This window comes from Streptomyces sp. NPDC005576 (assembly GCF_042871745.1).
Classification (GTDB): Bacteria; Actinomycetota; Actinomycetes; order Streptomycetales; family Streptomycetaceae; genus Streptomyces.
On record NZ_JBIAJC010000007.1, the window covers coordinates 160,332 to 186,821 of the forward strand.

Genomic DNA, 26,490 nt, shown 5'->3' on the forward strand with positions numbered 1-26,490 from the left:
TTACCAGCCGCGGTTGGCGTAGCGCTCGGTCTCGGGCAGCGTGTCGCAGTTGATGCCGACCATGGCCTCGCCCAGGTTGCGGGAGGCGTCCGCGATGACCTTCGGGTCGTCGTAGAAGGTGGTGGCCTTCACGATGGCGGCGGCGCGCTTGGCGGGGTCGCCCGACTTGAAGATGCCGGAGCCGACGAAGACGCCCTCGGCACCGAGCTGACGCATGAGCGCGGCGTCGGCGGGGGTGGCGACGCCACCGGCGGAGAAGAGCACCACGGGGAGCTTGCCGAGCTCGGCGACCTCCTTGACCAGCTCGTACGGGGCGCGCAGGTCCTTGGCGGCGGCGTACAGCTCGTTGTTGTCGTACCCGCGCAGCCGGGCGATCTCATTCTTGATCTGGCGCAGGTGGCGGACCGCCTCCACGACGTTGCCGGTGCCGGCCTCGCCCTTGGAGCGGATCATCGCGGCACCCTCGGCGATCCGGCGCAGGGCCTCGCCCAGGTTGGTGGCGCCACAGACGAACGGGGTGGTGAAGGCGAACTTGTCGCTGTGATTGACCTCGTCGGCCGGGGTGAGGACCTCGGACTCGTCGATGTAGTCGACGCCGAGGGACTGGAGGACCTGGGCCTCCACGAAGTGCCCGATGCGGGACTTGGCCATGACGGGGATGGAGACGGCCGCGATGATCTCCTCGATCATGTTGGGGTCGGACATCCGGGCCACGCCGCCGTCCTTGCGGATGTCGGCCGGCACCCGCTCCAGGGCCATGACGGCCACCGCGCCCGCGTCCTCGGCGATCTTCGCCTGCTCGGCGTCGACGACGTCCATGATCACGCCGCCCTTGAGCTGCTCGGCCATGCCGCGCTTGACGCGGGCGGTGCCGGTGGCGGGAGAACCGGCAGATCCGGCAGAACCGACGGACACTGCGGACTGCGGGGCGCTGGGAAGCGTGGACACGGGACCTCACTCGGTGGAAGGACTGGTTTCCTGCACTGCCGAGCAAACGCTGCCCGACCAGTCCACAGCAAGGGCCAATGAGGAGGCGGTGGATCGTTTTGGCCGCCGTCCGGGCGCGCGGGTGGCTTGCCCGGCTTCCCGGGCGGCCCGGCTCAGGTGCCGGTTGGCGGGCCCGGGTGCCGGAGCGACCCGCCCGGCTCAGGTGCCGGGGCGGTCGGCGAGCGCGGTCGGCGGGGTGTCGTCCATCTCGAAGGCGAGCGGGAAGGGAGCGTGTCCGGCCAGCCGGAACCAGCGCACCGTGCGGTGCGTGCGCAGGGCCCGCGCGGCCCGCACCGCGTCGTTGTGGAACCGCCGGGCCATCGGCACCCGGCGTACGGCGGCGGCGAGTTCGTCCGCCGCCTCGTCGCCGCCCGGGACCTCCCGTACGGCTTCCACCTGGGCGCTCTCGCCGAAGACCGCGCGCAGGGCGGTGCTCAGCTCGCTCTCCGCGACCTCGCGGTGGTCCGCCTCGGCCTGGCGGGATGCGTGCGCGGCCTCGTACAGGACGAGGGAGGCGGCGGGATCCAGGAGACCGGAGGTGGCCAGTTCCTGGGTGACCGAGGCTCGGCGCAGCAACTGCGCGTCCAGGGCGGCCCGGGCGGCGTCGATCCGCGCGTGCAGCCGGTCCAGGCGCCCGGCGGTCCAGCTGAGGTACAGGCCGATCGCGACGAGTGCGACGACGGTCCAGATCAAGGTTGCGGTCACGGGCGCAAAGGCTACCGTCGCCCGGTGCCCGCCCCGACCGGCCGTTCACCCCGTGCCGTTCACCCCGTGAGGGACCGCGGCCGGACTTGACGGGGCTCCGGCCCGCTCAGTCCCCGGCCGGTCCGAACGGCTGGGAGGCGTCGCGCTCCCTGGGCTGCGTCGCATCCCGGTCACGGACGAGTCCGAAGCGGGCCCGCAGGCCGGTCGCGCGCTCGTCGGCCGCCACCGACGCGGCGCCGTCCGCGACCGTCTCGTACACCGCGAGGATGTCGGCGCCGACGGTCGACCAGTCGAAGCGCCGTACGTGCGCGCTCCCCCGGGCGCTGAGTCCGGCCCGGCGCTCCGGATCGTCCAGCAGCCGGATCGCCGCGGCGGCCAGCGCTCCCGCGTCCTCGTTGGCGAAGAGGTCGCCGGCCGCGCCCTGGTCCAGTACCTGGGCGAACGCGTCGAGATCGCTGGCGAGCACCGCGGCACCCGCCGACAGCGCCTCCACCAGGATGATCCCGAAGCTCTCGCCGCCGGTGTTCGGTGCGACGTACACGTCCACGCTGCGCAGCAGCCGGGCCTTGTCCTCGTCGCTCACCATGCCGAGGAACTCGACGCGGTCGCGCAGTTCCACCGGGAGCGGGGCGACGGCCTCCTCCTCGTCGCCCCGGCCCGCCACCAGCAGCCGGGCGTCCGGGCGGGCGGCGAGGATCGTGGGCAGCGCCTTCATGAGGACGGGCAGGCCCTTGCGCGGTTCGTCGATGCGCCCGATGAAGCCGAGGGTGGCGCCCTGCCACTCGGGCTTCGGCTCGACACCGGCGAAGAACCCGACGTCGACGCCGTTGGGGATGACCACGGCGTCGCCGCCGAGGTGCTCGACCAGGGTCCGGCGCGCGTACTCGCTCACCGCGATGCGGGCGCTGATCTTCTCCAGGGCCGGCTGGAGGATCGGGTACGCGGCGATCATGGCGCGGGAGCGGGGGTTGGAGGTGTGGAAGGTGGCGACGATCGGTCCCTGCGCCGCCCAGCAGGCGAGCAGTCCCAGCGACGGCGAGGCCGGCTCGTGGATGTGGATGACGTCGAAGGTGCCCTCGTGCAGCCAGCGGCGTACCCGGGCCGCCGAGAGGAAGCCGAAGTTGAGACGGGCCACCGAGCCGTTGTACGGGACCGGTACGGCCCGGCCGGCCGAGACGACGAACGGCGGCAGCGGGGTGTCGTCGTCGGCCGGGGCGAGCACCGAGACCTCGTGGCCGAGCCGGATCAGGTGGTCGGCGAGGTCCCTGATGTGGAACTGGACACCGCCGGGGACGTCCCAGGAGTACGGGCAGACGATGCCGATCTTCACGGGGCTTCTCCCTGGGCCGTACCGCCGACGGCGTCGAGGTCGTCCAGCCAGAGCCGTTGCAGCATGTGCCAGTCCTCCGGGTGGGCGGCGATGCCCTCCGCGAAGGCGTCGGCGAGGGCCTGGGTCATGGCGGCCGTCCGCTCGGCCCTCGTGCCCTCCTCGGGCACCGCGACGGCCGGATGGATCCGGGCCCGCATGACGGGGGTGTCGTCGAAGCCGAGGGTGACGGGGAGCAGCAGCGCCCCGGTGTGCTGGGCCAGCAGCGCGGGGCCCGCGGGCATCCGGGCGCGGGCGCCGAAGAAGTCGACCTCCACGCCGGAGGCGGACAGGTCCCGGTCGGCGACCAGGCAGACCAGCCCGCCCGCGCGCAGCCGGCGGGCCAGCGTGCCGAAGGCGGCGCCGCCGCTGTGGGGCAGCACCTCCATGCCGAGGCTCTCGCGGTAGGCGACGAAGCGGTCGTAGAGCGTCTCGGGCTTGAGGCGTTCGGCGACCGTGGTGAAGGGGACCTTGAGGTCGGTGGTGACCCATGCTCCGGCGAGGTCCCAGTTCCCGAGGTGCGGCAGGGCGACGACGACCCCGCGTCCGGCGTCCAGGCCCTCGGTGACGCGGTGGACGCCGGTGACGTCGATGCGTTCCTTGATCTGCGCCGGGCTCCAGTTGGGTAGCCGGAAGGACTCCATCCAGTAGCGCATGTACGAGCGCATACCGGCCCGGGAGAGTTCCGCGAGCCGGGCCGGGGAGGCGTCGGGGACGACGCGGGCGAGGTTCGACTCCAGCCGCAGCACGCTCTTGCCGCGCCGCTTCCACACCTGGTCGGCGAGGGTACGGAAGAGGGCGCGGGCGGCCGGTTCGGGCAGCTTCTTCACCGCTCCCCAGCCGAGCCCGTACAGCCCGTCGGTCAGCCTGTCCCTGAGGTCGGTGCCGGGGTTGCTCACCGGCCGTCCTCGGTCCCCCGGCGCACCGGGCCCGCTTCCGCGGCCGCCGCCGCGTCCGCCTCGGCCGACTCCCGGCGCACGGTGACCACCCGCTGGACGAGGGTCACCAGGCTGCCCGCCGCGACGATCCAGAGCGCGATCGGCAGCAGGACGTCGATGCCGGGCACACCGAAGCCGTGCAGTCCGGCGAGGCCGGCGGCGACCAGGGAGATCACCAGGCGCTCGGCGCGCTCCACCAGGCCGTTGACGGCGACCGGCAGACCGATCGACTCGCCGCGCGCCTTGGTGTAGGACACGACCTGGCCGCTGGCGAGGCAGAAGATCGCCACGGCGCAGAGGACGTTGTCGTCGCCGTTGCCCGCGTACCAGAGGGCGAAGCCGCCGAAGATGGCACCGTCGGCGACCCGGTCGAGCGTCGAGTCGAGGAATGCGCCCCAGCGGCTGGAGATCCCGGCCTGCCGTGCCATGTTCCCGTCGACGAGGTCCGAGAAGACGAAGACGGTGATGACGATGGTGCCCCAGAAGAACTCCCCCATGGGGAAGAAGACGAGCGCACCGGCCATCACTCCGGCCGTGCCGATCAGGGTGACCGCGTCGGGAGTCACCCCGAGTCGGAGCAGCAGAGCGGCGAACGGCGTGAGGACACGCGTGAAAAACGCACGCGCGTACTTGTTCAGCATGGCCTTCCCCGAGGGATCGGTGGGCCGTGCGGCCCCTTCGGCCACCGGCTGGCCCATCGTAGTCACCACGCGGCCGGTCCACCGGACGGGCACCCGTCCCGGGGGTCCTGCGCGTCGCGTTCCGGGGCCTCGCGGGGCATGGGGGCGCTCGGACGGCGCGTTGTCGCAATCACCGACGGCCGCGCTCCGGTGACGGGCGGTCTGGGTCGTTTCGACGCTACGCTGTGGGCGCAGCTCAGAAGGTATGCCGTGTACGGAAGTTGGGCACACCCGCAGGAGCAGACCATGCGGCGAGTGGGGGCGAACGAGTGGCCAGCGACGGATTCGACTTTTCTCCCGGAGCGCAGATCCCGATCCAGGGCGCGAGCGCCGGGGCGGTGGCGACGAACGCCCTGGCCTCGGCGGCGTACCGGGACAGCCCGGTGGAGGAGATCCTCAAGGCGGACAACGAGTGGCACAAGTCCACGGTGTCGGAGGGTTCCTCGAAGTTCTTCAAGGCCAACTACTTCAAGCCGAACCTGGGCGAGGCCTTCTCGCGCGCGGTGCAGGAGCGCACGTTGGGCGGGGCGCGCGGCGCGCTGATCCAGTCCTTCGGGATGGACCCGCAGACGGTCGTGGAGCACTGCCTGTCGGCGTCCCGGCTGCGCAAGGAGCGCGACACCCGGCTGACCCTGGTGACGCTCCTGTGCGGCGTGCTGTTCCTGCCCGGGCTGCTGCTGTGGATCATCGGCTTCCGGCTGCGGGACGCCCTCGCGAAGTCCAAGGACGCGGCGTTCAAGGCCCTGGGCACGCTGGTGCTGGTCATCATGGGCGGTCTGGCGGTGGTGGCGCTGGTCGCGCTGCCGGTCGGCGGCTTCCTGGGGCTCTATCTGCGGGCGGCCATCGTCGCCCCGGTGGTCGGCTGGCTGATCGCCAAGCGGATCGCGGAAACCTCCGCCAGGGACATGCGGGCCCGTTGGGAAGGGCTGCTCTCGGGTGGCGGGGTGAGTGCCAAGATCCCGGACGCGGTGCCGAAGAACCCGAACGAGACCGCCCGTGAGGCGCTGCGTCAGTCGCTGGAGAAGCTCGCGGCGGAGCAGCGGTCGAACTCGGTCTTCTACGCGGGCCCCAAGGGCATTCTCGGCATGGGCACCCGTTGGGGCAGCTGGCAGCTGGCCGAAGAGCTGGTCTCGGCCGATCCCACCAAGGAGTTCCACCAGTTCCGCAGCTGGGACGTGATCCGCGTCATCCACGACCAGTTGAAGATGCTGGAGCGCGGGCCGCTGAACACCGGTGGTTTCCCCAAGCCCTCGGTGACGCACTGGATCGTCTCGCCGGTGGGCGAGAACGCCGACTCGGTCTCCCGGCCGGCCGGTGAGGACGTGGCGACCTTCCAGGTCAAGCCGCACGAGATACAGCGCATCTGCAACCACCAGCAGTTCGGCAGCGGTGCCCGGCACTACCTGGGTGTGCAGTTCACGCTCTGGGACGGCCAGTTGGTGCTGACCATGATGATCACGGTGACGGTGCTCCACGAGACGTTGCGCATCGAGGTCACCGGGCACGCGCTGGGTCCGGTCCACTCGCTCTTCTTCTCCAAGCCCGCGGCGAAGACGAAGAAGGTCAACAAGACGCTCCGCTTCTGGGAGACCCGGACGGTCAACCTGCCGCTGATCGAGCCGCAGGAGGTCGTCCGCCTCGCGCTGCGCGCCCCGCTGACCTGGTATCCGCCGCTGTTGGACCATCTCGGCGGGAAGATCACCCTGCCGGAGCCGTTCGGGATGCGGCACGCCTGGGCCTCGCAGCCGTGGAACCACCGCTTCATGGCGGACGACGCGCTGCGCGCCGCCACTCCGGTACTGCGGGTGGTCCACTCCGCGGCGCTGCGGGTGCTGAAGGAGAACGGCGTGGACACCGAGCGCTTCAGCAGCCGTTCGATGTCGCTGAGCGGTCAGGTGCAGGAGGCGGCGCCGAAGAAGGCCGACACGTACGACGCCTGAGCCTGGGTACGACGGAGGGGGCGCTCCCCGCGGGGAGCGCCCCCTCCGTCGTACGGCGTGCGTCAGGCGGCCGGCCAGGCGTCGGCCAGCATCGCGCGGGTGTCGCCGAGGAGCTGCGGGAGCACCTTGGTGTGCCCCACCACGGGCATGAAGTTGGTGTCGCCGCCCCAGCGCGGGACGAGGTGCTGGTGCAGGTGCGCGGCGATGCCTGCGCCGGCGACGGCTCCCTGGTTCATGCCGATGTTGAATCCGTGCGCTCCGGAGGCCGCCCGGAGCGCGACCATGGCCTTCTTGGTGAAGTCGGCCAGTTCGAGCGTCTCGGGGCCGTCCAGCTCGGTGTAGTCGGCGACGTGCCGGTAAGGCACGACCATGAGGTGGCCGCCGGTGTACGGGTAGAGGTTGAGCACCGCGTATACGTGTGTGCCGCGTGCCACGACGAGCCCGTCCACGTCCGATTTGGACGGGATCGTACAGAACGGACAGCCGTCGTCCGCGCCGGGACCGCTCGGCTTGTTCTCACCCTGGATGTAGGCCATCCGGTGGGGGGTCCACAGGCGCTGGAACGCGTCGGGCGTCCCCACTCCGATCTGCTGCTCGGGCTCACTCGTCATGCCGTTCAGCATATGGCGTCACCCCCGGCGCGCGTGTCGCCGGGGCCCGGCCCCGGGCTGCGGCGGGATGCTTGCGGCCATGAGCGACCGCCCCGACCCGCCCAGCGACCGCCCCTCCCCCGCCGGCGACCGCTCGGACCGGGCGAGCGGCCGATCCGTCCCGCCGCCGCGGCTCGCCCGGTGGGAGGCGCGCGCGGAAGTGCCCCTGGCGGTGGCCTCGCTGGTCTTCCTTGCGGGGTACGCGATCCACGTCCTGGCCGGCCGCGACCGCGCCCCGTGGCCGGACGTGGGGCTGGCGCTGGTCTGCGGGACCTGGGCGCTCTTCGTCGTGGACTACCTCGTACGCCTGCGGCTCAGCGGCCAGGGCCACCGCTTCGTGACGACGCACTGGCTGGACACCCTGGTCCTGGTGATGCCGCTGCTGCGGCCGCTGCGGGTGGTGAAGGTGTACACGGCGGTCCAGCAACGCCGGGCCGAGCCGCGGCTGAGCCTGTACGCCCGCGTGATGTCGTACGCCGGGCTCTCCGCGCTCCTGCTCGGTCTCTCCGCCGCGCTCACCGTCTACCACGTGGAGCACACCGCGCCGGGCGCCAGCATCGTCACGTTCGGCGACGCGGTCTGGTGGGCGTGCGCGACCCTGACGACGGTGGGGTACGGGGACGCGGTGCCGGTCACTCCGGAGGGCAGGATCGTCGCGACGGGGCTGATGGTCTGCGGTCTGGCGCTGCTGGGCGCGGTGACGGGTTCCTTCTCGTCGTGGCTGCTCCAGGTGTTCCGGCGGGAGGACGAGGAACGGCCCCCGGCGGGCTGACGCCGCGCCGGGGGCCGTACTGGGCTCACGCCGGGGTCAGACCTGGACGCGGTCCTCGACGGCCTTGGCGATCTTGGCGATGGCCTCGTCGACGGCGATGCCGTTCTCCTGCGAACCGTCGCGGTAGCGGAAGGAGACGGCGCCGTTGGCCATGTCCTCGTCGCCCGCGATGATCATGAAGGGGACCTTGGCCTTCTGCTGGTTGCGGATCTTCTTCTGCATCCGGTCCGAGGAGGCGTCCACGTCGACCCGGAGCCCCTGCTTGCGCGCCTTGGCGGCGAATTCCTGGAGGTAGGGGATGTGGGCGTCGCCGATCGGGATGCCGACCGCCTGGACGGGCGCGAGCCAGACCGGGAAGGCGCCCGCGTAGTGCTCCAGGAGCACCGCGAAGAAGCGCTCGATGGAACCGAACAGGGCACGGTGGATCATGACCGGGCGCTGCTTGGTGCCGTCCGGGCCGGTGTACTCCAGGTCGAAGCGCTCGGGGAGGTTGAAGTCGAGCTGCACGGTCGACATCTGCCAGGTGCGGCCGATGGCGTCCTTGCACTGCACGGAGATCTTCGGGCCGTAGAAGGCGGCGCCGCCCGGGTCCGGGACCAGCGGGAGGCCCTGCTTCTCGGCGACCTGGCGCAGCGTCTCGGTGGCCTCTTCCCAGATCTCGTCCGAGCCGACGAACTTCTCCGGGTCCTTGGTGGAGAGCTCCAGGTAGAAGTCGTTCAGGCCGTAGTCGCGGAGCAGGTTCAGCACGAAGGTGAGCGTGCGGTCCAGCTCCTGGGCCATCTGCTCCTTGGTGCAGTAGATGTGCGCGTCGTCCTGCGTGAATCCGCGCGAGCGGGTCAGGCCGTGCACCACGCCGGACTTCTCGTACCGGTAGACCGTTCCGAACTCGAAGAGGCGGAGCGGGAGTTCACGGTAGGAACGGCCACGCGCGTCGAAGATCAGGTTGTGCATCGGGCAGTTCATCGGCTTGAGGTAGTAGTCCACCCCGTCGTCGAGCTGCATGGGCGGGTACATGCCGTCGGCGTACCAGTCCAGGTGGCCGGACTTCTCGAAGAGCTTGCCCTTGGTGGCGTGCGGGCTGTAGACGAACTCGTAGCCCTCCTCCTCGTGGCGGCGCCGCGAGTAGTCCTCCATGGCCCGGCGGATGATGCCGCCCTTGGGGTGGAAGACGGCGAGGCCGGGGCCGATCTCGTCGGGGAAGGAGAAGAGGTCCAGCTCGTTGCCGAGCTTGCGGTGGTCGCGCTTGGCGGCCTCCTCCAGGAACTCCAGGTGCGCCTTGAGCTCTTCCTTGGTGGGCCACGCGGTGCCGTAGATGCGCTGGAGCATCGGGTTCTTCTCGCTGCCGCGCCAGTACGCAGCGGCGTTGCGCATCAGCTTGAACGCCGGGATGAACCGGGTGGTCGGCAGGTGCGGACCACGGCAGAGGTCCTTCCAGCACAGGTCGCCGGTCTTGGCGTCCAGGTTGTCGTAGATGGTCAGCTCGCCGCCGCCCACCTCGACGTCGGCGCCGTCGTCGGACGAGGCCGAGCCCTTGATGCCGATGAGTTCCAGCTTGTACGGCTCGGCGGCCAGCTCCTCGCGAGCGGCCTCGTCGGTGACGACGCGGCGCGAGAACCGCTGGCCACGCTTCTGGATCTCCTGCATCTTCTTCTCGATGGCCTTGAGATCCTCGGGCGTGAACGGCTTCTCGACGTCGAAGTCGTAGTAGAAGCCGTCCTTGACCGGCGGACCGATGCCGAGCTTGGCCTCGGGGAAGAGCCCCTGGACGGCCTGGGCCATCACGTGCGCGGTGGAGTGGCGCAGGATGTTGAGGCCGTCCTCGGAGGAGATCTCCACGGGCTCGACGGTCACGCCGTCCTGGAGGACGTGTGCGAGGTCACGCAGCTCGCCGTCGACACGGGCGGCCACGACGGAGCGCTGTCCGGGGAAGAGCTCTGCGGCCGTCGTGCCCGTCGTCACCACGCGCTCTTCCCGCTCGGAATCGCGATGGATGATCACACGGACGTCTGACACCGGTCTCTCCTGACTCAGGGGGCGCACCGCATTGCTTGCGCGTGCTCCACGGATCGTACCGAGCCGGGCAGCCTAATTCACATTGCGTTCTCCGAGCGCGACGGAAGAGGGGAGGGCGGTCCCGGGCGCGGCCCGTCCGGGGAATCGCTCCCAGGGGCTGTACGGGGTTGTCGCGCGGAAGGAGGAGCGGGGCTGGGTGCGGGTGATCGCAAGACGCCGGAGCGCCCTGCTGGCGGAGCTACCAGGGCGCTCCGGCAACACCGCGAGGGGGCGTGCCCAGCCCCGCGACGCCGCGAGGACACGCAGCCGTACGGTCCCGGGCCGCGCGGCCCCGAGCGGCGCGGCCGGACGACGGCGCCGGAGATCCGGACCGGGAGCGAGGGCTCCTGCCTGCCGTAGCGGCAGCGCCGCGGGTCGGGCCGGTCGCGTCCGGCCCGAGGCAGGTCGTCCTGGGCGCGCGAGGGAGCGGCCGGCCGCTGCCGCCACGGCGTGGAGGTACCCCCGTGCAGTTTTCCGGTCGTGACGTGCCGCGACGGGCCCGGGGCAGGGGCCGGTGGCTCACGTCCGGTCAACTCCCGTGCCCGTCGGAAGTGTTGTCACCGAAGGAGACGGCCCGCAAACGGCGTATCAGGCAAACACTGCGGGTATCACCGATATCGGGCAGAGGAATCACGCCATCTGCCGTGCGCGTGCGAGGAGTTCGGGGATGATGCACTGGTTCGAGGGGCCGTTGGCCGCATTCGACACGGAGACGACGGGGGTCGACGTCGAGGAGGACCGGATAGTCTCGGCCGCCCTGGTCGTCCAGGACACGGCCGGCGGACGGGCCCGGGTGACCCGCTGGCTGATCAATCCGGGGATACCGGTGCCGCCGGAGGCGACCGGAATCCACGGCCTCACCGACGACCACCTCCAGCGCAACGGCCGGTGGCCGGCTCCGGTGGTGGAGGAGATGGCGCGTTCGCTCGCGGAGCAGTGTGCGACCGGCCGCCCGCTGGTCGTCATGAACGCGCCCTTCGACCTGACCCTTCTCGACCGCGAGCTGAAGCGGCACCGGGCGTCGTCGCTCGCACGTTATCTGGAGCACGTCCCCCTGTGCGTGATCGATCCCCGGGTGCTCGACAAGCACCTGGACCGCTACCGCAAGGGCCGCCGCACCCTGACCGACCTCTGCGAGCTGTACGGCGTGGTGCTGGACGGGGCCCACGACGCGGCGGCGGACGCGGCAGCCTCGATGGAGCTGGTGCGCGCCGTGGGCAGGCGGTTCACCGCGCGGCTGGAGCGGCTGAGCCCGGCGGAGTTGCACACGCTCCAGGTCGCCTGGCACGCGGCGCAGGCCCGTGGCCTGGAGGCGTGGTTCGCCCGGAGCGGCACGCCCGAGCGGGTCGATCCCGCCTGGCCGCTGCGTCCGCGCCCGGAGGTGGCCGCGGCGGCGTGAGCGGTACGGCCCGCACCTCCTGGTGCAGGGCGGGACGCGCAAAAGCCGGTCCGTCGTGTGCTGACGGACCGGCTCTTCCCGGTGGGCGATACTGGGTTCGAACCAGTGACCTCTTCGGTGTGAACGAAGCGCTCTCCCACTGAGCTAATCGCCCGGGAACGGGTTGAACACTACAGGGCTCGGCGGCCTTCGTTCAAACCGCGCCGAGCCGGGCCGTCAGCCCGCGCCGCGCCGCGCGCATCATCAGGGCGTGGTTCGCCCGGAAGGCCGGCCGGGCGACCGGCCCCAGCAGGCGCATCAGGCGCTTGCGGACCTCGACCTCCTGCTCGTACCGGACGCGGCTGCCGCCTCCCCTCCCGGTGACGGTCCAGCGGGCCCAGCCCTCCAGATCACCGGTCATGGACACTTCGAGGGTCCCGGCCGCCGGATCGCGGCGGGCCCGCTCCAGGGTGACGACCAGGTCGTAGGGCAGGACGGACCGGAAGTGTGCCCGCCCCGTGGTGGCGTCCACCTGGACCATCTCGCGGACCTGCGGCCACCAGACCGAGTACTCCTCGGCCCGCTCCAGCACCGCGAGGACGGCGGCGGGGTGCGCGGGGAGGTCCCACTCACTCGTGAACCGGTAGTGGTTCGGATTCATGAAGCCAGTCTGCGCGCTCCGGGAGCGAGCGCCCCAGGTGCTCACCCCCCGAAGTGAGTACCTGAACGCATGTACGCACCCCTGCCCGGACCCGACACTCCGGACATGGAACATGTCCCGCCGCCCGCCGAGGAATTGGCGCTCCTCGATCGTGAACTGTCCCATCTGGACGCCCGCCGGGCGCAGTTGCTCCAGCGCCGCGCCTGGCTGGTGCAGGCCCTGCACGCCTCGGCCCGCCCCGGCCCCGTAGGTGTGGGCACGGCCTTCGCTCCCCCGGCGCGGGCGTCGGGCCCGCACTTCACGTCCCGTGCCCCGTCCGGACACGGCGCGCAGAACGTGCTCCTCGCCCTCGGCGGGCTGCTCCTCGCGGTCGCCGCCATCGCCTTCACGCTGTTCAGCTGGGGCGCGATGGGCATCGGCGGGCGTTCGGCGGTGCTGGCCACCGTGACCGGGGCCGCCCTCGCCGCCCCGGTCCTGCTGCGGCGGTCCGGGTTGCGGGCCACCGCGGAGGCGCTCGGCGCCTTCGGACTCGTACTGACGCTCCTCGACGCCTACGCCCTCCACGCGGTGGCCCTCCCCGGCACCGACGGCACGGCGTTCGCCGCCGTGGCCTCGGCCGCGCTCGCCGCGCTCTGGGCGGCCTACGGCCTGACGCCCGGCCGACCGGTACTGCCGGTTCCGGCGGCGGTGGTGGCCGGTCAGCTGCCGCTGGTCCTGGGCTGCTCGGCCGCCGGCGCCCCGGCCCTCGTCTTCGGCTGGGCGCTGCTGGTCACGGCGGTACTGGACAGCGTGATCGCGGTCCGGGCACTCCGCTCCGGCCGGACCGGAGTGCGGGTCACCGCCCTGGTCTGCCTCGCGGTCACCGGGTCGGGGGCGCTGCTGCTGGCGCTGGCACGGTCGCTGGGGGCCGGCGGCCCGGTACCGGCCCTCGCCCCCGGGGCGCTCCTCGTGGTCGTGGGGGCCGCCGCGCTGCTCGCCGTGCGAGGGGCGCCGGCCGGCTCCGCGACGGCGTGCGGACTCGTCGGAGGTCTCGCGGCGGTGGCGGGCACCGGCGGGGTGGTACGGGCCGCGCTGCCGCCGGAGTGGGCCGTGGTGGCGTATCTGCCGGCGGCGATCGCGCTCCTGACCGTGCCGCAGGTCCGGTCGGCGGCCCGGGTGCTGCCCGCGGGCGCGCCCGGACGGGGTCCGGCCGCGGCGGTGGCGGCCGTGGTCGGGGGGTCGCTGCTCTGGGCGGCCCCCTGGGTGGCCGTGGTCCTGACGGGTCCGCTCTCGGCGGCGACGCGGGTGTGGGCGGGCGCCCCGGACGGCCTGCGGGCCGCGCTCGGCGCGCCGGTCGGCTGGTCCTGGACGATGGCCGCGCCGGTGACCCTGGCGGTGGTGGCCGCGCTGGGAGCGGCGGTCCACCGGTGGGCGGGGGAGCCCGCCGGGGCCGGGGGCGCCACCGCCCCGACCGGTGCGCGGGATTACCTGACCCGGTGGCGGGGCGCGGCCCCGGTGGCCGTACCGGCGCTGGCGGGCGGCGCGCTGCTGGTCACGGCTGCGGTCGTGGACGTCCCGTACGCGGTCGGGGCGGTGGTGGAGACCCTGCTGGTCGCGGGTGCGCTGGAGCTGCTGGTGCGCACCGTCCGGGGGCCGGCCGGGTCGGCCGCCGGGTCCGCCGCGCTCGGCTGCGCGCTGGCGGGAGCCGTGAGCGTGGCGGCGCTGTCGCTGGCCTCGGAGGGGGCGACGTACGCCGTGGTGGGGGCGCTGACCGCGCTGTTCGCCGCGACGGCGATCCGGCTGCCGGATCGCCCGGCGCGCTCGGTGGCCGCCTGCGCCGCCGTCCTCGGCGGGATCGCGCTGACCGTCGCGGCGGTCGGCTCGCTGGGGCTCTCGGCCTCGCGCGGGGCGCCGCTGCTGCTGGCCGGTCCGGCGGTCACGGTGTTGCTCGGCGGGGTGCTCCGGCGCCGCCCGGTGGCGGTGCCGGTGGAGCTGACCGGTGCCTTCGGCGCGCTGGTGGCGGTGGGGCCGGCGGTCACGGACGCCGCGTCGCTCGCCCTGGTACTGGGGCTGTCCGGGGTGCTCGCGTCCGGCGCGGCGGTGCGGCCGGAGCGCCGGAAGGTGGCGGGTGGGCTCGCACTGGTGCTGTTCGTGCTGGCGTCCTGGATGCGGCTGGCGGCCTCGGAGGTCGCCGCCCCGGAGGCGTACACCCTGCCGGTGACCGTGCCGGCCCTGGTGGTGGGGGTGCTGCGGCGTCGCCGCGACCCGGAGGCGTCCTCCTGGACGGCGTACGGCGCGGGGCTCACCGTCACGCTGGCGCCGAGCCTGCTGACGGCCTGGGGCGACCCGGGCTGGACGCGCCCGCTCCTGCTGGGGCTCGCGGCCCTCGTGGTCACGCTGGCCGGGGCGCGGGGCCGTCTGCAGGCCCCGCTGCTCCTCGGCGGCGGGGTGCTGGCCCTGCTCGGCCTGCACGAACTCGCTCCGTACGTGGTGCAGGTGGTGGGGGCGCTGCCGAGGTGGCTGGTGCCGGCGGCGGCCGGGGTGCTGCTGCTCGCGGTGGGTGCCACGTACGAGAAGCGGCTGCGGGACGCCCGGCGGATGAGGGAGGCCCTGGGCCGGCTGCGGTGAGGCCCTGCCCCCTGCCTGACCCGCACCGGGAAGGCAGGGGCTCGCAACGCGGAAGGCCCGAGAGACCTTGCGGTCTCTCGGGCCTTCCGTCCGGGTGGGCGATACTGGGTTCGAACCAGTGACCTCTTCGGTGTGAACGAAGCGCTCTCCCACTGAGCTAATCGCCCGGGCGCACCGCACACATTACCGCATGTCATCGGCGCACCCGGACCACCCCGCCCTCACTCGCTGACGTTCCAGGGCAGGCTGAGGCCGAACCGCCAGAAGTAGACCGCCCCGAGCGCCGCGACGATCACCAGGCCGACGGCGGTGAGGATGATGTTGCGGCGCCGCACCTTGGGGTCGAGCGCCTTCTGCGCCGCCTCGGTCACCTTCCGCCGGGTCCAGCGGAGCACGAGCTGCGCCCAGACGAACTCGGTCGCCCAGATCGCCATGCCGCCGAAGATCACGAACCATCCCGGTCCGGGCAGCACCAGCATCGCGACCCCCGCCGCGACGACGGCGAGGCCCACCGCAAAGACGCCCACCTGCCAGCTCACGTGGAGAGGCCTAGACGCCTTGATGAACGCCGGCGCCCGTGACCCCAGCTCACGCTCCGCGCCCGCCCCGTCCCCCGTCGCGAGATCCGGCTCCGCGACCGGCACGGTTCCACCCCGCTCGTCACTCTGCGCATTCATGGGACTCAACCTACCCGACCGCTCTCCATCACTGGAATGGGTGCATGACGGAAAGTTACACACCGCTGTACGGGGGACCCAAAGAAGCACAAAACGGTCAGAGGGGTTTACAACGCCACCGTAAGTGGCATGTCGATTTCGCCGACGTGCGAATCCCCGAGCGCACACTGAGCGAAAGGCCCTGGCGCTTATGAACACCACGGTCAGCTGCGAGCTGCACCTGCGCCTCGTTGTGTCGAGCGAGTCCTCACTGCCTGTACCCGCGGGCCTGCGGTATGACACGGCCGATCCCTATGCCGTGCACGCCACCTTCCATACCGGAGCGGAGGAGACGGTCGAGTGGGTTTTCGCCCGTGACCTCCTTGCCGAGGGGCTGCACCGGCCCACCGGCACCGGAGACGTCCGCGTCTGGCCATCTCGTAGTCACGGCCAAGGCGTCGTCTGCATCGCACTGAGCTCTCCGGAGGGAGAGGCCCTGCTCGAAGCCCCGGCGCGGGCCCTGGAGTCGTTCCTGAAGAGGACCGACGCCGCGGTTCCGCCGGGCACCGAGCATCGTCACTTCGACCTCGACACCGAGCTCTCACACATCCTGGCCGAGAGCTGAGCCAGGCAACGAACTGCGGGGCGCCGTCCGACTCGGGGAGACGGCGTCGCGCGGACAACCTCATAGGGCACACGCCGGCGCCGTCACCGCGGAACCCACCGCGGTGGCGGCGCCGGCGCGTGCGCGCCCACGGACGGAGCGGCGGCCGGTGTCCGCCGCCAGGCCACGGCCCCGAGCACCGGCCACCGCCGGTCCCGGCACCGGTACGGGCGGTAGGAGCCAGTAGAGTCTGCCCGCATCTGCGGGCGCGGCGCCCGCCGGAGGCCAGGGAGACAAGCGTGCTGATCCCACACGACACCCGCATCGCCCTCGACACGGTGGTCGATCTGGTGAACACCGCCCCGGAGAGCGGGTCGCCCGACGGCGGGCCCTCGGACGGCATCGCCGGAACCACGGAGCTGTACGCGTTCGCGGCGCACCATCGCGTCAGCGGGGTCGAGCGGCTCGGCGAGAAGGACCTGCGGGCGGTGTGGGCCGTTCGCGCGAAGTTCGCGGCGGTCTTCGCGGCCACGGACGACGCCCGGCGCGCCGCCGATCTCGTCAACCAGTTGGTCGCCGCCGCGGGCACCACGCCGCAGCTGACCGACCACGACGGCTACGACTGGCACATCCACTACTTCACACCGGGCGCCTCGATCGCCGACCACCTGGCGGCCGACTGCGGCATGGCTCTGGCGTTCATCGTGGTCACGGGCGAGCAGGAGCGGCTGCGGCGCTGCGAGGCCCCGGACTGCGGCCGGGCGTTCGTCGACCTCTCGCGCAACCGCTCCCGCCGCTACTGCTCCAGCCGCACCTGCGGCAATCGCCTCCATGTCGCCGCGTACCGGGCCCGGCGCAAGGAAGCGACCGGCTGAGCCAGTGCCGCGCCCGGCAATGTTTGCCCGTGGCAGAGCTTGCCGGGCGCGGCACTGGCCCGCGACCGGGGCCCGCCGCCGGACCGGATTCCGGCGCCGGTCGCGCCGGGCGGTCCGCTCCGGGCGGGATCCTGGCGCGGAAGACCGCGGCGCGCGAGGGGACGTGCGCGGGGGGTGGGTGCGCGCACGCCCCGGGCCGGTGGGCCGTCCGTCGTCCCCGGCTCGCAGGTCGTCCCCGGCTCACAGCAGGAAGAGATCGTGCAGCGCGGCCATGAGGATCAGGCTGCCGACCACCGTGAGGAAGATCATCAACGGCGGCTGGGAAAGAGCGAAGAGGCAGCCACGAGGCTCTTCGGCGGTCTGTGCGGGGGCTTCGCCCCGGGATGTCTCCAACATTTCGCAGTGATCATGACCCAGCCGGGGCCGCCGCGGTGATCAACGCAGTTTTTGGGTCCGGGAGTTCACCTCGAAGAAGCACGGAAATCGCTCGCTCGTCCGACTCTCCCCCGGGTGTCCGCCGGACGGCCGTGCGGAAGGCGGCGTCCGGTACGGGCAGTCGTCGTCAGCGGTGGGCGGCGCTGGAGGCGCGGACGACGAGTTCGGGCTGGAGCAGGACGTTCCGGTGCTCATGGGTACCGGAGCCGTCGTCCGCCTCCTCCAGCAGCAGCTCCGCCGCGAGCCGGCCCATCCGTCCGGCGGGCTGCCGGACGGAGGTGAGCGGTACGGCTGCGGCTGCGGCGAACTCGATGTCGTCGTACCCGACGATGGCGACGTCCTGGGGCACGCGCACCCCGGCCGCGTAGAGGGCCTGCAGTACGCCGAGGGCGAGCAGGTCGTTGGCGCAGAAGACGGCGGTGGGGCGGGGCACCAGACCGAGCAGCCGGGCGCCGGCGTCGCGGCCGGCCGCGACGTCGAGCCGGTCGGAGGCGATGTCCACGAGCGCCTCGGGGGGCAGACCGGCCTCGGCGAGGGCCGCGAGGGCCCCCACCCGGCGGTCGCGGATCTGGTGGAGATCGCCGAGGCCGCTGACGTAGGCGACGCTCCGGTGGCCGGCCTGGAGGAGGTGGCCCACGGCCAGTGCCCCGCCGCGTACGTCGTCCACGGAGACGGAACAGGAGCTGGGGCCGAACGCGACCCGGTCGACCAGGACGAACGGAATCCGGTGGCGGGCGAAGGACTCCAGGTTGCGGCCGCTCGCGTCCGCCGGGGTGACCAGGACGCCGAAGACCCGCTGTTCGGCGAAGAGGCCGAGGTATTCGGCCTCTTCGGCCGGGTTCTGGTCGCTGTTGCAGATCATGACCCCGAGGCCGGCCTTCCGTGCGGCGCGTTCCGCGCCGCGGGCCACGTCCACGAAGAACGGGTTGCCCATGTCGAGGACGAGCAGCGCCATGATGCGGCTGCGGCCGGCCCGGAGCTGGCGCGCGGACTCGCTCCGCACGTACCCCAGCTCCTCGATGGCCGCGAGGACGCGTGCGCGCGTCTCCGGCAGCACCGCGTCGGGCCGGTTGATGACGTTGGAGACGGTGCCCACCGAGACGCCGGCCCGCCGGGCCACATCCTTGATCCCTGCCACACGCCCCACTTGTCCTGCCCCACTGATGCCGGCTGCTGCCCTCGGCCGCCGTGCCCGGTCGGCAGTTTTTCCCATCGTACGGAGGACGGTCGCCGATCCGGGACCCGGGCGGAGGCACGAAAGGGTTCGCTCCGCGACGGGTTCGCCCCGCCTGGAGCCCCGGACCGGTACGGGTTCTCCGCCGCGCCGCCGGAAAGCAGGCGGCAAACCGTCCTGCCCCGGCGGCCGGGTTCACAGGGAGGCGGCACGACCCCGGGCGGCAGGCCCGCCGCCGGTGGGCGGGCCGGTACCCGTGGACCCGCTCAGAGGCCGTGCTTCTTCAGGATGGCCTCGATGTCGCTGAAGTCGTCCCCCGGCTCCGCCTTCCCCGCTCCGCCGGGCTTCGCCCCGGGACGGGTGCCGGGGCGCTGTCCGGCGGTCGTCGGACGGAGGGAGGGCGCGGAGGCCGCCGGGTCGACGCGGTCGCCTTCCCCGCCCCGCCGCGCGGCCCTGCGCTCCTCGCGGGTCGGTCCGCGGCGGCGCTCCACCGCCCGGGTGGTGGCGAAGAGCAGCCAGGCGGCACCGAGGAGGAGGAAACCGATCCACACGCTGGGCTTGAACGCGATCCCGGCCACCCATGCCACGACACCGGTCAGGACGAGACCGATGGGGACGAGCGAGTACGCGGCGATCCGGGCCGCGGCGAGGAACCTCTTGCGGTACGCCGTCACCGCGGCGATCCCCAGGCCCGCCGCCGAAGCCGCGGAGCAGATGGTCTCGGCAATCATCGGAGCCTCCAGCGGCAGGAAAGGGCGTCCCCTCCATCGTGCACCGCCCGCGGCGGCCCGGGCCATGCCGCCGGCCGTTCGTCAGGGACTTTTCGGGGTTCTGCTCCTCCTCCAGGGCCAGTACCGGGTTGGCCCGCGGCGTCGGCAGATCGCCGATTGGGTGGTCTCCGCCCCGGCTGAAAGACTGGTGGCATGAGCGATTCCACCCCCGCAAGCCCCGTCGTCGTCGATCTCTGGTGCGAGCTCGAATGCCCCGACTGCCACCGCGCCCTCACCGATGTGCACGCCCTGCGCGCCCGGTACGGGGACCGCATCGAGATCCGGCTGCGGCATTTCCCGCTGGAGAAGCACAAGCACGCCTATGCGGCCGCCCAGGCCGCCGAGGAGGCCATGGCCCAGGGCAAGGACTGGCCGTACATCGAGGCGGTCCTGGGGCGCACCGCCGAGCTGTCCCGCGCGGGCGAGCCGCTGCTCCTGGAGATCGCCGCCGGACTCGGTCTGGACGCCGAGGAGTTCGACACCGCTCTGATCGACGGCCGGCATCTGCTGATCGTCGACGCCGACCAGGCCGAGGGCAAGGCGATCGGGGTGACCGGCACCCCGACCTATGTCGTCGGCGACGAGCGTCTCGACGGCGGGAAGAGCCAGGACGGGCTGCGCGAGCGGATCGAGTCCCTCGTCGACGGGCTGCTCGCGGCCCGGGGCTGACCGGCCAGGACGGACACCGGGGCCCGGCGGAGATCGCCGCCGGGCATCGCCTACAGCGCCTTCACCAGGTTGTGGGAGGTGGGCTCGTACCCCAGCGACTCGTAGAGCCGCCGGGCCGGGGTGTTCGACGTGAAGACGTGCAGACCGATCCGGTCGAAGCCGGCGCTCAGCGCCATGTTCTCGGCGAGCCCCATGAGGGCGCGGCCGTACCCCCGTCCCCGGAACTCCGGGTCCACTTCGACGTAGAAGACGTGCCCGATCACCTCACCGGTCGCGGTGGGGCGTCCGGAGACCCAGACGTGGCCCGCGGCGAGGCCGTCCTCCTCCCGCTCGAGGACGTCGATGTACGTGCCCGGGGTGGCCAGGCCCTGCGGCAGGAGCTGGGCGTGGTCGGTCTCCGACTTGTGGCGGGCCTGCTCCTCGGGGACACCGCGCTCCGCCCATTCCCGCGCGTACTCCTCGTAGCGGGTGGCCAGCCACGGTACGAACTCCGCCCCGGTCATCGGCCGCCCCACGAGGCCGGGCGGCGGTGCGACGGCCCGCGCGGGGGTCGCCTTCTCCATGTTCCTGCTGCGTTCGGTGTAGCCGAGTACGGCGGCGAGCCCCAGCGCCGGTTCGTTCCCGGCCGGCACCTCGGCGCGCACCTCCACGCACCCCCACTCCCGCAGCACCTCCTCGGCGGCGAGGGAGGCGATGATCGCCCGCCCCCGGCGACGGCGGTGCACGGCCACGCGGAGACCGCTGAGCACGCCGGTGGCCGGGCCGAAGGCGGGATCCGTGGCGAGGGTGACGGTACCGACGGGGCGCCCGTTGTCGCACACGTCGTACGTACGGGTCCGTGCGCCGTCGGCGCTCTGCTGGGTCGGCCCGATCGGCCGCAGGGTCGTGGTCACCGGACCCGTTCTACCGGCCCGGAGGGCTCCCGGTCACCCCCGTACGCGGAAGCGGGCCCGCGACCTCCCGCGGCCCCCTGGGCGGTGGGCCCGGCTCCGGACGCCACCGCCAGCAGCCGCGAGGCCTTCAGCTCGGTCTCGTCCCACTCCCGGGCGGGGTCCGAGCCCCAGGTGATGCCCGCCCCGGTGCCGAAGCACAGGCGCGGAACGGGTCCGGTGCGGTCGATCCAGAAGGTGCGTATGCCGACCGCCAGCTCCGCCGTCGACCGGTCGGCGTCGACCCAGCCGACCGCGCCGCAGTAGGGGCCGCGCGGGGCGGTCTCCAGTTCCTCGATGATCCGCAGCGCACTGGACTTGGGCGCCCCGCTCACCGAGCCGGGCGGAAAGGCGGCGCCGAACAGTTCGGGCCACCCCGCACCGTCGCCGAGTTCCCCCCGCACGGTGGAGACGAGGTGGACCAGGCCGGGGTGCTTCTCCACCACGCAGAGGTCGGGGACGTGCACGGTGCCGGTGGCGCAGACGCGGCCCAGGTCGTTGCGGACCAGGTCGACGATCATCACGTTCTCCGCGTGGTCCTTCTCCAGCAGGTCCGCCTCGGTCCGTCCGGTCCCCTTGATCGGCCCGGACCCGACGGTCCGTCCCTCGCGCGAGAGGAACAGCTCCGGGGAGGCGGTCGCGATCTCGACCCCGTGGCCGGGCAGCCGGAGCGTGCCGGCGTAGGGGGCCGGATTGCCGCGCGCGAGCAGGGCCGTCAGCGCGTCCACGTCGGCGCGGTCCGGCTCGGGCAGGGGCGCGGAGAGCACCCGGCAGAGGTTCGCCTGGTAGACCCCGCCGGACGCGATGTGCGCGCGGATCCGGCGTACGGCGTCCTCGTACGCCTCGCGGTCCAGGGACGAGGTCCACTCCCCCGGGCCGGGGCCCCGCCAGGCTCCGGGCACGGGCGGGGGCACCGGCTCCTCGCGTACGGAGGAGAAGCGCGCGCACACGACACGCCCCTCGAAGTCGGCGGAGACGGCCCAGAAGCCGGCGGAGTCGAGGGCCGCGGGATCGCTGGTCACGTCCCGCAGACCGGAGGCGACGAGGCCGCCGAAGCGGGCCATGGGGGCAATGTCGGACACGCGGTCGAGTGTAGGCCGGAGGCCTCTCGGACCCTCCTGGAGCGAGGTGGCCGCAGCACGCTGCGCAAACGCGTTTTTGTGCTGGCCCAGGAATCCGCTAGAGTTCAACACGTCGCCGGGACGCGCAAGCGGGCCGGGAAAGACAAGCGGACGTAGCTCAGTTGGTAGAGCGCAACCTTGCCAAGGTTGAGGTCGCCAGTTCGAACCTGGTCGTCCGCTCGCAGGAAAATGGGGGATTCTTCCCGAACCCCTGTTTCTGGTGGAGTGGCCGAGAGGCGAGGCAACGGCCTGCAAAGCCGTCTACACGGGTTCAAATCCCGTCTCCACCTCCAAGGACGATTAGCTCAGCGGGAGAGCGCTTCCCTGACACGGAAGAGGTCACTGGTTCAATCCCAGTATCGTCCACTGGTCCGTACGGATCTTCCCGCGCGATTAGCTCAGCGGGAGAGCGCTTCCCTGACACGGAAGAGGTCACTGGTTCAATCCCAGTATCGCGCACGCAGCACACGCAGGTTCGTCCTGCGCGATTAGCTCAGCGGGAGAGCGCTTCCCTGACACGGAAGAGGTCACTGGTTCAATCCCAGTATCGCGCACCACCGAAAGCCCCGGTCGTCTCCACGACCGGGGCTTTTGTCGTGCCCGTGCCGCGTCCCGGAGAGTGCCGGAAGCCGCTGGGCCGGGGGTGCCGCCCGGCGTGTGACCGGCGGGCGGCTGCGCCGGCTCAGGAGGAGAAGAGCATCCGGCCGAAGCTCTTCTGGCGGTGGTGGTGGTCGTAGTGGCCGCCGCCGTGCTGCGGGGCGCCGTGCTGCGGGGCGCCCCACGCGGGGCCTGCGGCCGGGTACGCCTGCGGGGCCGGCGGCGCGGCCGGCGCCTGCTGCCCCCACTGCGACTCCAGCCGCGTCAGGGCCTCCAGCTCGCCGAAGTCCAGGAATATCCCCCGGCAGCCGCTGCACTGCTCGATCTGGACACCGTTTCGGTTGTACGTGTGCATCTGCGCGTGGCACTTGGGACACTGCATCATCGGTTCGGCTCCTCGCCGTTCGGTGGTCCGCCACCGGAATCTCTGCCCGCCGGCGGTCGGTTCACCCTACGACGTGCGGGGTGGCGCCAACTCGGGCGGGAGCGAGGCGATACGGGCGCACGCGTCGGTCATCAGCCGCTCGACCTCGTCGGGTTCCCTGCCCTGCTCCGCCGCTTTGGCGAGGGCGAGGGCGGCGGTCTGCACCGTGAGGGCACGGGCGGCCACGTCGAGTCCGGGCCACGGGTCGCCCGTGGCCGCGACCGCCGGGCCGTCCGCCGCGCGGTAGGCGTCCAGGAATCGCGTCCAGACCGTCCCGGGCAGCAGCCCGGCGGCGTACCAGGCTGCGGGCCGCGCGAGGTCCCAGGTGGCGTCGCCCGTCCCCGCGTCGTCGAGGTCGATCAGCAGCCAGGGTCCGTGCGGGGCCGGGTGGCGGACGAGCTGGCCGAGGTGGAGGTCGCCGTGGCAGAGGAATCCCGCACGGGGCGCCGGAGCCGGCGCCTCGTCACGGGCCCACCCCGGCAGCGCCGCCCAGGCGGCGAGGACCGCGCCGCGAGCGGGGCCGGCCGAGGGCGCCGCCCGCAGCCGGGCGACGGCGAGCGCCGCCTTGGCGGGTCCCCGCATCGCCGGGAGCGACGCCGGGGGCGCGGTGCGGTGGAGGCGCGCGAGAAGGACGGCCGCCTCCTCCCACGGGGCGGCCTCGTGGTCGTCGGGGTCCACGGGGTCGCCGTACGGCCAGAGGGTGACGGGGCGTCCGTCCACGCTCGGCAGCGGGTGCGGCGCGGGGAGGGGCGGCAGCAGCACACCGGAGAGCGCGGGCGCGGCGGCCAGGGCGAGCCGCTCGGCGAAGTCCGGGCCGCCGGTACCGGGGGCGTGGGCCTTGGCGACGACGGTGCCGCTGCGGACGACTGTGCCGTCCGGCCGGTCGGCGAGCACCACGGGCGGCGTACAGGTGCAGTCGGTACCGGAGGCGGGGTGGGCGGCGGCGTGGGCCAGGGCGCCGACTGTGCGTACGACATCGGCGCTGTTCAAGGGTCCCCCGACGGAAGTGGTGGCGGAGCCCCAGGTTAGGTGGTGCCCGGCGGACGGTCGGCCGGGCCCTGCGGCGGCCCGGGCGGAGTCCGACGGCTCATGGCCGGACACCGGCCGGGAAGCGCGATGTCCGGCCGGCTCCCCAGCCGGCCGGACAAACGCTGTCGTCCGCCTTCCCCCCGTCCCCACGGGGCTGTCGGCCGGATGTTCCGGTCCGGACCGCTCTTCCGGACCGGTGGGGCGCCACTCAGCGCCCCATCATCACGCCCACGGACGACGCCTGTGTGACCACTGATTCCCAGCCGCCGAAGGCGACCACCAGCAGTGCCGCCAGCGGGAGGACCATGGCCGCGGCCACCAGCGGGTGGCGGGTGCCGGACCGGCGGCCGCCGAACGCTCCGTACGCCTTGCGTCCCTGCGTGCGGAGCGTGGTCCGCGTGGCCGTGTCCGACATGGTTCCTCTCCTGACCGAGGTGAACGCCGGCGGCCGGTCCCGGCCGGGAGGGTTCCGCCCCCGTTCGTTCCCAGCCTAGGGAGACCGGGCCGTACGGGCGTCATGCCCGCGTACCGATCGGCGGGCCTCCGGGAGGATGAGCCCTGGGTGGCCGGAGTACTCCCCTGGGTGGAGACGGGGTGCACGGGGGTGGAGCCGGCCGGGCCGTGGGCCGGAGCGGCGGGGAGGCCGCGGTCGCGGGCGGTGTCCGGCGGACACGCGGCGGAACGGGTGACATCACTCACGCCGCCTCCCGCCAGGACCCCGCTCCCCCGGCGGCTGGGAGGCGGGCACCGGTGCTCCCGATGGGCCGGCCGGACGGTCCGGGAAGGGCGCCCGGCCGGCCGGTGAGCGGTGGCGCGTCGTCAATCCCCGTGCACCGATGCCCCTTTGGGGAGGGACGGGGAGGGAATCGCCCGGATCGGCGCACTGCTGACCGTTCTTCACACGTCCGGTTCGGTACGGGCAACCGAATCCCGGGTGAAGGCGCGGCCTCTGAGCGCGCCGGGCGCCGGGTACGTAAGCTGTGCCCGTCAGGCGGATCAGGCAGCGGGGATGGGCAGACGATGGCGATGATGCGGCTCCGGCGCGAGGACCCGCGTCTCGTCGGCTCGTTCCGGCTGCACCGGCGGCTCGGGGCCGGCGGGATGGGTGTCGTCTACCTGGGTTCGGACCGGCGGGGGCAGCGCGTCGCCCTCAAGGTGATCCGGCCCGACCTGGCGGAGGATCAGGAGTTCCGGTCCCGGTTCGCGCGCGAGGTGTCCGCCGCGCGGCGCATCCGCGGCGGCTGCACGGCCCGGCTGGTGGCCGCGGATCTGGACGCGGAACGACCGTGGTTCGCCACGCAGTACGTACCGGGTCCCTCGCTGCACGACAAGGTCGCCGAGGAGGGCCCGCTCTCCGCCTCGGAGGTGGCCTCGATCGGGGCCGCGCTCTCCGAGGGTCTGGTCGCGGTCCACGAGGCCGGGGTGGTGCACCGGGACCTCAAGCCGTCGAACATCCTGCTCTCCCCCAAGGGCCCCCGGATCATCGACTTCGGCATCGCGTGGGCGACCGGGGCGAGCACGCTCACCCACGTCGGTACGGCGGTCGGGTCGCCCGGGTTCCTCGCGCCGGAACAGGTGCGCGGGGCGGCGGTGACGCCCGCGACGGACGTCTTCTCGCTGGGCGCCACCCTCGCGTACGCGGCGACGGCGGACTCCCCCTTCGGGCACGGCAGTTCCGAGGTGATGCTGTACCGGGTGGTGCACGAGGAGCCGCACCTCGCCGACGTGCACGACGCGCTCGCTCCGCTGGTGCGGGCCTGTCTGGCGAAGGACCCCGAGGAGCGGCCGAGCACCCTGCAGCTGTCGATGCGGCTCAAGGAGATCGCGGCGCGCGAGGCACAGGGGCTGCACGAGAGCCGTCCGCCCGTCCAGCGTTCCGCGCACGAGGCCGACCGGCCCACCGGGCGGCTCGACGGCCCGTACACCGAGCAGCAGACGCGCAGGCACGAGGGACCTTCCACCGGACGTTCGCCGCAGGGCCGTCGTCCCGCGCCGGCCTCCGCGCCCTCGGCCGGTTCGTCGGGGGCCTCCGGGAACACGGCGTCGTCCGCGCCGTCGGCGGGCTTCGCCTCGCGCCAGGGTGCGGCTTCGCCCCGGCCCGGAGCCGTGCGGCCCCGGCCGGCGCGCGGTGCGGTCCGGCCGGGCAAGCGGCCACGCCCCACCAGCAGCACGAGCGGCACCAACGGCAGGCCGGGCACCCGTCCCGGGGCCCGGCCGACCGGGACCGGGCGGCGGCCCGCGAACCCCCGGCTGCTGCGGCAGCGCCTGTTCGTCTTCGTGGTGGTGACGCTGCTGGTGGCACTCGGTATCGCGGCCGCGCAGGGCTGCCAGGGACCGGCGCGCGGACTCGGCGGAACACCTGCGCAGCAGTGGAGCGGACCGCCGTCGGACGAGCGGTCGGCAGATGACCCCGACGGCCGCCCCGGCGGGCTGCCGGTCAAGCAGCTGCCCTGACCTCGACGCCGGGCAGC

The 26,490-nt window shown here is 73.1% G+C and carries 25 protein-coding genes and 7 tRNA genes; 13 read left to right on the top strand and 19 right to left on the bottom strand.

The genetic code is table 11. The features are described 5' to 3' along the window. From pdxS to pgsA, 5 genes are all read right to left on the bottom strand, one after another. Nucleotides 1-948, bottom strand: a complete 948-nt coding sequence (gene pdxS / locus ACFYPN_RS14295) for a pyridoxal 5'-phosphate synthase lyase subunit PdxS (protein WP_389298337.1) — start codon at nucleotides 946-948, stop codon at nucleotides 1-3. Nucleotides 949-1,146: 198 nt separating this feature from the next. Continuing rightward, nucleotides 1,147-1,692: a hypothetical protein gene (locus tag ACFYPN_RS14300; protein ID WP_358765788.1), complete on the bottom strand. Its 546-nt coding sequence runs from the start codon at nucleotides 1,690-1,692 to the stop codon at nucleotides 1,147-1,149. Between the two features lie 106 nt (nucleotides 1,693-1,798). After that, nucleotides 1,799-3,022 carry a glycosyltransferase family 4 protein gene (locus ACFYPN_RS14305; protein ID WP_358765787.1) on the bottom strand — a complete coding sequence of 408 codons (1,224 nt, stop codon included), beginning with the start codon at nucleotides 3,020-3,022 and terminating at the stop codon, nucleotides 1,799-1,801. Next, on the bottom strand, nucleotides 3,019-3,957 hold the full coding sequence (locus tag ACFYPN_RS14310) for a phosphatidylinositol mannoside acyltransferase (RefSeq protein ID WP_358765785.1): 939 nt from the start codon (nucleotides 3,955-3,957) through the stop codon (nucleotides 3,019-3,021). The genes ACFYPN_RS14305 and ACFYPN_RS14310 overlap by 4 nt, the downstream gene beginning before the upstream one ends. Next, entirely contained in the window at nucleotides 3,954-4,637 is a 684-nt protein-coding gene (gene pgsA, locus ACFYPN_RS14315; RefSeq protein WP_358765809.1) for a phosphatidylinositol phosphate synthase, read from the bottom strand. The genes ACFYPN_RS14310 and pgsA overlap by 4 nt, the downstream gene beginning before the upstream one ends. Nucleotides 4,638-4,945: 308 nt before the next feature. Here pgsA and ACFYPN_RS14320 point away from each other — a divergent pair, with 308 nt between their 5' ends. Then, complete coding sequence (locus ACFYPN_RS14320; RefSeq protein ID WP_389298340.1) at nucleotides 4,946-6,616, top strand: hypothetical protein; 1,671 nt, start codon at nucleotides 4,946-4,948, stop codon at nucleotides 6,614-6,616. Between the two features lie 62 nt (nucleotides 6,617-6,678). Here ACFYPN_RS14320 and ACFYPN_RS14325 read toward each other — a convergent pair whose 3' ends face one another. Further along, nucleotides 6,679-7,239, bottom strand: a complete 561-nt coding sequence (locus ACFYPN_RS14325) for an HIT family protein (RefSeq protein WP_389298342.1) — start codon at nucleotides 7,237-7,239, stop codon at nucleotides 6,679-6,681. Between the two features lie 67 nt (nucleotides 7,240-7,306). On the opposite strand from ACFYPN_RS14325, the gene ACFYPN_RS14330 reads away from it, so the two are divergent. Beyond that, nucleotides 7,307-8,038, top strand: coding sequence for a potassium channel family protein (locus ACFYPN_RS14330; RefSeq protein ID WP_358766186.1), 732 nt, complete (start codon nucleotides 7,307-7,309; stop codon nucleotides 8,036-8,038). A 36-nt stretch (nucleotides 8,039-8,074) separates the two neighbouring features. On the opposite strand, the gene thrS is transcribed toward ACFYPN_RS14330, so the two are convergent. Next, nucleotides 8,075-10,051, bottom strand: a complete 1,977-nt coding sequence (thrS, locus tag ACFYPN_RS14335; protein WP_389298344.1) for a threonine--tRNA ligase — start codon at nucleotides 10,049-10,051, stop codon at nucleotides 8,075-8,077. 706 nt (nucleotides 10,052-10,757) lie between these two features. On the opposite strand from thrS, the gene ACFYPN_RS14340 reads away from it, so the two are divergent. Continuing rightward, nucleotides 10,758-11,489, top strand: a complete 732-nt coding sequence (locus tag ACFYPN_RS14340) for a 3'-5' exonuclease (RefSeq protein WP_358766190.1) — start codon at nucleotides 10,758-10,760, stop codon at nucleotides 11,487-11,489. Nucleotides 11,490-11,571: 82 nt separating this feature from the next. Here ACFYPN_RS14340 and ACFYPN_RS14345 read toward each other — a convergent pair. Next, nucleotides 11,572-11,643: transfer RNA gene (locus tag ACFYPN_RS14345), tRNA-Val, on the bottom strand. A 39-nt stretch (nucleotides 11,644-11,682) separates the two neighbouring features. Further along, on the bottom strand, nucleotides 11,683-12,129 hold the full coding sequence (locus tag ACFYPN_RS14350) for an SRPBCC family protein (protein WP_358766192.1): 447 nt from the start codon (nucleotides 12,127-12,129) through the stop codon (nucleotides 11,683-11,685). Nucleotides 12,130-12,234: 105 nt separating this feature from the next. Here ACFYPN_RS14350 and ACFYPN_RS14355 point away from each other — a divergent pair, with 105 nt between their 5' ends. Then, the gene (locus tag ACFYPN_RS14355) at nucleotides 12,235-14,736 is read left to right on the top strand and encodes an SCO7613 C-terminal domain-containing membrane protein (RefSeq protein WP_389298347.1); all 2,502 of its coding nucleotides are present in this window, start codon (nucleotides 12,235-12,237) and stop codon (nucleotides 14,734-14,736) included. Between the two features lie 95 nt (nucleotides 14,737-14,831). Here ACFYPN_RS14355 and ACFYPN_RS14360 read toward each other — a convergent pair. Together ACFYPN_RS14360 and ACFYPN_RS14365 are read right to left on the bottom strand one after the other, a co-directional pair. Beyond that, a tRNA-Val gene (locus tag ACFYPN_RS14360) sits at nucleotides 14,832-14,903 on the bottom strand. A gap of 54 nt (nucleotides 14,904-14,957) precedes the next feature. Next, complete coding sequence (locus tag ACFYPN_RS14365) at nucleotides 14,958-15,413, bottom strand: TIGR02611 family protein (RefSeq protein ID WP_358765047.1); 456 nt, start codon at nucleotides 15,411-15,413, stop codon at nucleotides 14,958-14,960. 190 nt (nucleotides 15,414-15,603) lie between these two features. Between ACFYPN_RS14365 and ACFYPN_RS14370 the strand changes: the two genes are divergently transcribed. Together ACFYPN_RS14370 and ACFYPN_RS14375 are read left to right on the top strand one after the other, a co-directional pair. Then, complete coding sequence (locus ACFYPN_RS14370) at nucleotides 15,604-16,017, top strand: SsgA family sporulation/cell division regulator (RefSeq protein ID WP_003959770.1); 414 nt, start codon at nucleotides 15,604-15,606, stop codon at nucleotides 16,015-16,017. Nucleotides 16,018-16,295: 278 nt separating this feature from the next. Beyond that, the gene (locus ACFYPN_RS14375) at nucleotides 16,296-16,871 is read left to right on the top strand and encodes a CGNR zinc finger domain-containing protein (protein WP_358765045.1); all 576 of its coding nucleotides are present in this window, start codon (nucleotides 16,296-16,298) and stop codon (nucleotides 16,869-16,871) included. 240 nt (nucleotides 16,872-17,111) lie between these two features. On the opposite strand, the gene ACFYPN_RS14380 is transcribed toward ACFYPN_RS14375, so the two are convergent. The 3 genes from ACFYPN_RS14380 to ACFYPN_RS14390 all read right to left on the bottom strand — a co-directional run bounded on the left by ACFYPN_RS14380 (nucleotide 17,112) and on the right by ACFYPN_RS14390 (nucleotide 19,211). Beyond that, on the bottom strand, nucleotides 17,112-17,267 hold the full coding sequence (locus ACFYPN_RS14380; RefSeq protein ID WP_358765043.1) for a hypothetical protein: 156 nt from the start codon (nucleotides 17,265-17,267) through the stop codon (nucleotides 17,112-17,114). Nucleotides 17,268-17,433: 166 nt separating this feature from the next. Continuing rightward, nucleotides 17,434-18,444, bottom strand: a complete 1,011-nt coding sequence (locus ACFYPN_RS14385) for a LacI family DNA-binding transcriptional regulator (protein WP_389298350.1) — start codon at nucleotides 18,442-18,444, stop codon at nucleotides 17,434-17,436. A gap of 302 nt (nucleotides 18,445-18,746) precedes the next feature. Continuing rightward, nucleotides 18,747-19,211: a hypothetical protein gene (locus ACFYPN_RS14390; RefSeq protein ID WP_358765039.1), complete on the bottom strand. Its 465-nt coding sequence runs from the start codon at nucleotides 19,209-19,211 to the stop codon at nucleotides 18,747-18,749. 192 nt (nucleotides 19,212-19,403) lie between these two features. Here ACFYPN_RS14390 and ACFYPN_RS14395 point away from each other — a divergent pair, with 192 nt between their 5' ends. Then, on the top strand, nucleotides 19,404-19,919 hold the full coding sequence (locus tag ACFYPN_RS14395) for a DsbA family protein (protein ID WP_358765037.1): 516 nt from the start codon (nucleotides 19,404-19,406) through the stop codon (nucleotides 19,917-19,919). Between the two features lie 50 nt (nucleotides 19,920-19,969). Here ACFYPN_RS14395 and ACFYPN_RS14400 read toward each other — a convergent pair whose 3' ends face one another. Both ACFYPN_RS14400 and ACFYPN_RS14405 read right to left on the bottom strand, forming a co-directional pair. Then, complete coding sequence (locus tag ACFYPN_RS14400) at nucleotides 19,970-20,812, bottom strand: GNAT family N-acetyltransferase (protein WP_389298352.1); 843 nt, start codon at nucleotides 20,810-20,812, stop codon at nucleotides 19,970-19,972. Beyond that, nucleotides 20,809-21,930, bottom strand: coding sequence for a chorismate-binding protein (locus ACFYPN_RS14405; protein ID WP_358765033.1), 1,122 nt, complete (start codon nucleotides 21,928-21,930; stop codon nucleotides 20,809-20,811). The genes ACFYPN_RS14400 and ACFYPN_RS14405 overlap by 4 nt, the downstream gene beginning before the upstream one ends. A 146-nt stretch (nucleotides 21,931-22,076) precedes the next feature. On the opposite strand from ACFYPN_RS14405, the gene ACFYPN_RS14410 reads away from it, so the two are divergent. The 5 genes from ACFYPN_RS14410 to ACFYPN_RS14430 all read left to right on the top strand — a co-directional run bounded on the left by ACFYPN_RS14410 (nucleotide 22,077) and on the right by ACFYPN_RS14430 (nucleotide 22,526). Then, nucleotides 22,077-22,149, top strand: a tRNA-Gly gene (locus ACFYPN_RS14410). A 39-nt stretch (nucleotides 22,150-22,188) separates the two neighbouring features. After that, a tRNA-Cys gene (locus ACFYPN_RS14415) sits at nucleotides 22,189-22,262 on the top strand. 1 nt (nucleotide 22,263) lies between these two features. After that, nucleotides 22,264-22,335: transfer RNA gene (locus ACFYPN_RS14420), tRNA-Val, on the top strand. 21 nt (nucleotides 22,336-22,356) lie between these two features. After that, nucleotides 22,357-22,428, top strand: a tRNA-Val gene (locus tag ACFYPN_RS14425). Between the two features lie 23 nt (nucleotides 22,429-22,451). After that, nucleotides 22,452-22,526, top strand: a tRNA-Val gene (locus ACFYPN_RS14430). A gap of 125 nt (nucleotides 22,527-22,651) precedes the next feature. On the opposite strand, the gene ACFYPN_RS14435 is transcribed toward ACFYPN_RS14430, so the two are convergent. From ACFYPN_RS14435 to ACFYPN_RS14445, 3 genes are all read right to left on the bottom strand, one after another. Further along, nucleotides 22,652-22,951, bottom strand: coding sequence for a zf-TFIIB domain-containing protein (locus ACFYPN_RS14435; RefSeq protein WP_358765032.1), 300 nt, complete (start codon nucleotides 22,949-22,951; stop codon nucleotides 22,652-22,654). A 66-nt stretch (nucleotides 22,952-23,017) separates the two neighbouring features. Beyond that, the gene (locus tag ACFYPN_RS14440; protein ID WP_389298355.1) at nucleotides 23,018-23,980 is read right to left on the bottom strand and encodes a phosphotransferase; all 963 of its coding nucleotides are present in this window, start codon (nucleotides 23,978-23,980) and stop codon (nucleotides 23,018-23,020) included. A gap of 247 nt (nucleotides 23,981-24,227) precedes the next feature. Continuing rightward, nucleotides 24,228-24,434 carry a hypothetical protein gene (locus ACFYPN_RS14445; RefSeq protein ID WP_358765028.1) on the bottom strand — a complete coding sequence of 69 codons (207 nt, stop codon included), beginning with the start codon at nucleotides 24,432-24,434 and terminating at the stop codon, nucleotides 24,228-24,230. Between the two features lie 605 nt (nucleotides 24,435-25,039). On the opposite strand from ACFYPN_RS14445, the gene ACFYPN_RS14450 reads away from it, so the two are divergent. Continuing rightward, nucleotides 25,040-26,473, top strand: a complete 1,434-nt coding sequence (locus ACFYPN_RS14450; protein ID WP_389298357.1) for a protein kinase — start codon at nucleotides 25,040-25,042, stop codon at nucleotides 26,471-26,473. The last annotated feature ends 17 nt before the right edge of the window (nucleotides 26,474-26,490 follow it).